The 4,724-nt window shown below is 63.0% G+C and carries 7 protein-coding genes; 1 reads left to right on the top strand and 6 read right to left on the bottom strand.

Going from position 1 to position 4,724, the window contains the following annotated elements; all coding sequences use genetic code 11:
- Positions 1-573: ribonuclease HII (locus tag EN994_RS18375; RefSeq protein ID WP_127307707.1), on the top strand; the 573-nt coding region annotated here is incomplete at its 5' end.
- Between the two features lie 275 nt (positions 574-848).
- Here the strand turns inward: EN994_RS18375 and EN994_RS18380 are convergent.
- The 6 genes from EN994_RS18380 to EN994_RS18405 all read right to left on the bottom strand — a co-directional run.
- Positions 849-1,340: a F0F1 ATP synthase subunit B gene (locus EN994_RS18380; RefSeq protein WP_013532841.1), complete on the bottom strand. Its 492-nt coding sequence runs from the start codon at positions 1,338-1,340 to the stop codon at positions 849-851.
- A 10-nt stretch (positions 1,341-1,350) separates the two neighbouring features.
- Positions 1,351-1,950, bottom strand: coding sequence for a F0F1 ATP synthase subunit B (locus tag EN994_RS18385; protein ID WP_013532842.1), 600 nt, complete (start codon positions 1,948-1,950; stop codon positions 1,351-1,353).
- A 63-nt stretch (positions 1,951-2,013) separates the two neighbouring features.
- The gene (locus EN994_RS18390) at positions 2,014-2,238 is read right to left on the bottom strand and encodes a F0F1 ATP synthase subunit C (RefSeq protein ID WP_006206606.1); all 225 of its coding nucleotides are present in this window, start codon (positions 2,236-2,238) and stop codon (positions 2,014-2,016) included.
- 85 nt (positions 2,239-2,323) lie between these two features.
- Positions 2,324-3,082, bottom strand: a complete 759-nt coding sequence (locus EN994_RS18395) for a F0F1 ATP synthase subunit A (protein ID WP_013532843.1) — start codon at positions 3,080-3,082, stop codon at positions 2,324-2,326.
- Between the two features lie 59 nt (positions 3,083-3,141).
- Positions 3,142-3,549: an AtpZ/AtpI family protein gene (locus tag EN994_RS18400; RefSeq protein ID WP_013532844.1), complete on the bottom strand. Its 408-nt coding sequence runs from the start codon at positions 3,547-3,549 to the stop codon at positions 3,142-3,144.
- Between the two features lie 254 nt (positions 3,550-3,803).
- Positions 3,804-4,724 (bottom strand): cell wall hydrolase (locus EN994_RS18405; RefSeq protein WP_164745999.1); only part of this gene is annotated, 921 nt, incomplete at its 5' end.

Consider the following 4,724-nt stretch of genomic DNA (forward strand, 5'->3'; position numbering starts at 1 on the left):
CCCCTGGCCGGGCCGGTGGTCGCCGCAGCGGTGGTGCTCGATCCCGCCAACATTCCCGACGGCCTCGACGATTCCAAACGCCTCAGCCATTTACAGCGTGAGGCCCTGTTCCTGCGCATTCTCGGCTCCGCACAGGCGGTCTCGATGGCCTCCATCAGCGCCGAGGGCATCGACGGCAGCAACATCCTCAAGGCAAGCCTGGAAGCCATGCGGCGCGCGCTGGTAGGGCTGTCGGTCCGGCCGAAGCTTGCGCTTGCCGATGGACGCGACGTGCCGCCGGGACTGCCTTGTGAAGGGCGCGCGCTGATCAAGGGCGACCAGCGTTCGCAGTCGATCGCCGCCGCCTCGATCGTCGCCAAGGTGATGCGCGACCGCATGATGTGCGGCTGCGGCAACCATCACGACCGCTACGGGTTCGAAGTCCATATGGGCTACGCCACGGTTCGTCATCGCACCGCGATCGAAGCGCATGGCCCGGTGGCGCGGCTGCACCGCGTGTCGTTTGCGCCATTCCGGCTGGGTGGGGCCGAGGTGGACGTGGTGGAAGAAGAGAGCTTCGCCGGGCTGGATTGAGCGACGACGACGACAAGCCAATCTCCCCCCTTGTGGGGGAGATGTCCGGTAGGACAGAGGGGGGCGCTGTCCCGCCGGCCTCTCAATCGATTGCAGTTATGCCCTCAGGCTTGTCCCGATAGACCTTAGGACAACAAAGGTTAGCGTTCCTTCACGCCCCCCTCTGCCCTGCCGGGCATCTCCCCCACGAGGGGGGAGATTGGCAGCTTCAGCGCCGCAACAAAAAAGCCGCCGGGTTGCCCGGGCGGCTTTCGATGACTGGCTAGACGAACCGCCTAATTCAGCTTCGACTTCACGTCCGCGAGCGAAGCCTTGAACAGATCTGCACCGGCCTTGGCGTCGATCTTGCCGGCAAGCAGCGCGCGTGCTGCCTCGACGGCGATGTCGACGGCGCTGGCGCGCACTTCGCTGATGGCATCACGCTCGGCCTGACCGATCTTCTGTTCGGCAAGCGCGGTGCGCCTGACGACATAGTCCTCGGTCTTCTTATGCGCGTCGGCGGCAAGCATGTCGGCTTCGCGCTTGGCGGCAGCGACGATGTCGGCGGCCTCCTGCTCGGCTTCCTTGCGCTTGCGCTGGTACTGGCCGAGCAGCTGCTGGGCCTCCTCGCGCAGCCGGCGCGCTTCGTCCAGTTCATTGCTGATCCTGGCGGCACGGGCGTCGAGCGCCTTGGCGATCATGCCAGGCACCTTGATGTAGACGGCAACGCCGAGGAAGATGATCAGGGCTATCGTGGCCCAGAGCGTCGCGAGAGATGTGTAATCCATGATGCGCTCCTCACCGGGCCACGGATTTGACCGCGGCCGCGATCTCGGCCTTGCTGGCCTTGCCGCCAACCAGAGCCTCGACGATCGCCGAAGCGGTGTCCTCGGCGATGCTGCCGACTTCCTTCATGGCATTGGCCTTGATGGAAGAAATGCGGGCTTCGGCTTCGCCAAGCTTCGCGTCGAGCGCAGCCTCGACCTTCTTGCGAGCGGTGTCGGCCTCGGCCTTGGCAGCGTCGTTGGCCTGCTGGCCGATCGCGTTGGCCTTGGTCTTGGCTTCCGCCAGTTCCTGCTCGTAGGCAGCAACGGCGGCGTCGGCCTCGCCCTTCAACCTGGCCGCCTGGTCGAGGTCCTGCGTGATGCGATCGTTGCGGACATCGATGATGCCGCCGACGCGCGGCATCACCACCCGCTTCAGGAAGAGATAGAACAGCCCGAAGGTGATCGCCAGCCACAGAAGCTGCGACGGGAACGTCGCCGGATCGAATGGCGGAAACGTGCCATGCGCTTCAGCAGGCACGCTGGTGCCGGAATGCGTGTCGCCTTCCGTCGCAGCGTGGCTGGTATCGGCTGATGGCGCGGACTCTTGCGCAAAGGCAGATGTCACGAACATGGACTATCCCCGAAATTCAGGCCCGCCGCTTGCGCGGCCGGCCTGTCCAATCTTCCCGAGTGCTCAGCCGAACAGGGCCAGAAGCGCGATGAGAAGCGAGAAGATGCCCAGAGCTTCGGTCACGGCAAAGCCGAAGATCAGACGGCCGAACTGGCCATCGGCGGCCGACGGGTTGCGCAGTGCGCCCGCCAGGTAGCTGCCGAAGATGTTGCCGAGGCCAATGCCCGCGCCACCCATGCCCAGGCAAGCGATGCCGGCGCCGATGTACTTTGCTGCTTCTGCGTCCATTTGTTCAACTCCTTTGGATCTAAAATTCCGTTGCGATTCCATCCGGCGCCAATGTTGGAAATCTTTGGGCCGGAAACTTTTGGACCTAGTGCCCTGGATGCAGGGCGTCGTTGAGATACATGCAGGTCAACACGGCAAAGACGTAGGCCTGCAGGAAGGCGACCAGCAGTTCCAGTGCCGTCAGCGCCACCGCCATCGCCAGAGGCAGGATCGAGCCGGCGACGCCAACCGCGCCGAGCGCGCTCAGGCTGACGACGAAGCCGGAGAACACCTTCAGCGTGATGTGGCCGGCGAGCATGTTGGCGAACAGACGAACCGAGAGGCTGACCGGGCGCGACACGAAGGAGATTACTTCGATCAGCACCACGAGAGGCAGCAGGAAGACCGGCACGCCGTGCGGCACGAACAGTTTCAGGAAGCCAAGACCATGCTTCATGAAGCCGTAGACGACCACGGTTGCGATCACCAGCACGGCAAGGCCGAAGGTGACGATAATGTGGCTGGTGACGGTGAAGAAATAGGGGAACAGGCCAAGCAGATTGGCGACGAGCACGAACATGAACAGCGAGAACACGAGAGGGAAGAACTTCATGCCCTGCGTGCCGGCGGCGTCGCGCAACATGTTGCCGACAAACTCGTACGCCATCTCGGAGACCGACTGAAGCCGCCCGGGAACCAGGCTGCGGCTCGACGTCGTGAGAAACAGGAATCCAGCCGCGACGATCACGGTTGCGACCATGAACAGCGCCGAATTGGTGAAAGACAGGTCATAGCCGCCGATGTCGATCGGAATCAGCTTGTTGATATGGAACTGGTGGATCGGATCGACCTTGTCAGCTGCCACGTTCAAACCCCGTCAATGCCGCGTACGGCCTCGTTACCATTACCGCACATGGTGCGCGGTCATTTCTTGTCGTCTTGGCCACGGCGCGATTTATCGCCCTGTCCAAATTCTGCCACGACGCCGGCGGAACGCATCACATTGAGCACTCCGGCGCCAAAACCAAGCAGCAGAAACACGATCAGACCCCATGGCGATGTCCCCGCCAGACGGTCGATGACCCAGCCGATGCCGGCACCCACCACCACCCCGGCGATAAACTCGCTGGAGAGTTTGAGCGCCTGACCATAACCGGCCACACTGCCCGCTTTCGCGTCGTCTTTCCCCTCGAGCCGGCCCGGCCGCCTTGTCGCAAGCGAAGCTTCAAGGTCACGGCGGCGGCGCTCAAGATCGTCGTCGCGGATGTCGGGTTCATGCTGATTGCCGCGGCCGGTTTCTCCGGTTCCGTCTGGCCCATTCTTGTCGGCCATCGCAACCCCCCTGCCCGGTCAGACCGTCACCGTCCGTCCGCTTCTAAAGTCGCCGGCAACATAGTTAGAGGGTTTGCGCCCGTCAAGCCACGGGCGGAAGTTCATTGCCATGTATTTTAGGCAATAAAATCAATGAATTACGAAGGTGCGACATCGTGCCCGCCAGGATGACGAGGATGCATGGCGCGAATCCCCCGCGCAATGGCTCTTTGATCGGCTGCGCGCCACATCAAGGATCAGCGGCTGCTCCGCACTCAGCTCCAGCCGCCGCCATAGGTCCGATAGAAGATATGCAGGCCGATCTTGGTCATCTTCTGCATCGTGCGCGCCCAGCCGGGGTGGACATATTGGGCATAGTAGTGGGTCGACGATCCGACTTCCGGAATGAAGATCTTGCCGGCGGTGACGGCCATGGCGATCTCCTGGGCGGTCTTGTAGGCGGCTGGGCTATCGATGCGCTTCTTCCTGCCGTCGCAGGCGAAGGAGAACTGGCAACGGTTGAACCAGCTGTCGTTCTGGTAGACGACGCCGCAGATCGAATTCGGATAGGTCGGATTGCGGACGCGGTTGAGGATGACCTGAGCGACAGCGGCTTGGCCGCGCACGGATTCGCTCCTCGCCTCGAAATAGATTCCGTTGGCAAGGCATGCCTGCTCCTTCTTGGAGAAGACACTCGCCGGCAGCGGGTTCTGGATCCACGAATGATCGCCCTTGGCCATCGGCGGAATGAAGCGGCCCTCATTGGGCTGCTCGTCCTGAAGCAGGGCCTCGAAGGGCGATGCCTTGGCATAGTCCGGCTCGGATTGCGCATAGGCGGTGGCCAGCACATCCGGATGGTCGTTGTTGACCAGCGCCGCCAGCATGGCCGGCACGCCGGGATCCGGCTTCTTGTCCTCGCGCGCATGGAATGCCGCGGCGATCTGGATTTCCTTGCCTTTGATCTGCGGCTTGGCGAAAGCCATTTTCAGGCCGCTGTCCATGCTGGGTCGCAGCAAGGAGGAGGTGCGCTCGAAGATCGAGCCGGCGTTGAAGTTCTTCGGGGGTGCGACGGGAGACATCTGGACGATGCGCCCTTTCTTCTCGGCGCGCACGACGCGGTCCTCATCGGGCGTGGCGCTGACCTTGCCGCCCTTGCCGCGAAACGACACGTTGCCGACACCGGCCAGGTGGACGCC

It is taken from the genome of Mesorhizobium sp. M7A.F.Ca.CA.002.09.1.1 (genome assembly GCF_003998555.1).
GTDB classification, from domain to species: Bacteria; Pseudomonadota; Alphaproteobacteria; order Rhizobiales; family Rhizobiaceae; genus Mesorhizobium; species Mesorhizobium ciceri.

Coding starts and splice junctions, on each gene's coding strand:
- EN994_RS18400 (WP_013532844.1), bottom strand. CDS start 3,549: ATGGCCGACAAGAATGGGCCAGACGGAACCGGAGAAACCGGCCGCGGC.
- EN994_RS18385 (WP_013532842.1), bottom strand. CDS start 1,950: ATGTTCGTGACATCTGCCTTTGCGCAAGAGTCCGCGCCATCAGCCGAT.
- EN994_RS18380 (WP_013532841.1), bottom strand. CDS start 1,340: ATGGATTACACATCTCTCGCGACGCTCTGGGCCACGATAGCCCTGATC.
- EN994_RS18390 (WP_006206606.1), bottom strand. CDS start 2,238: ATGGACGCAGAAGCAGCAAAGTACATCGGCGCCGGCATCGCTTGCCTG.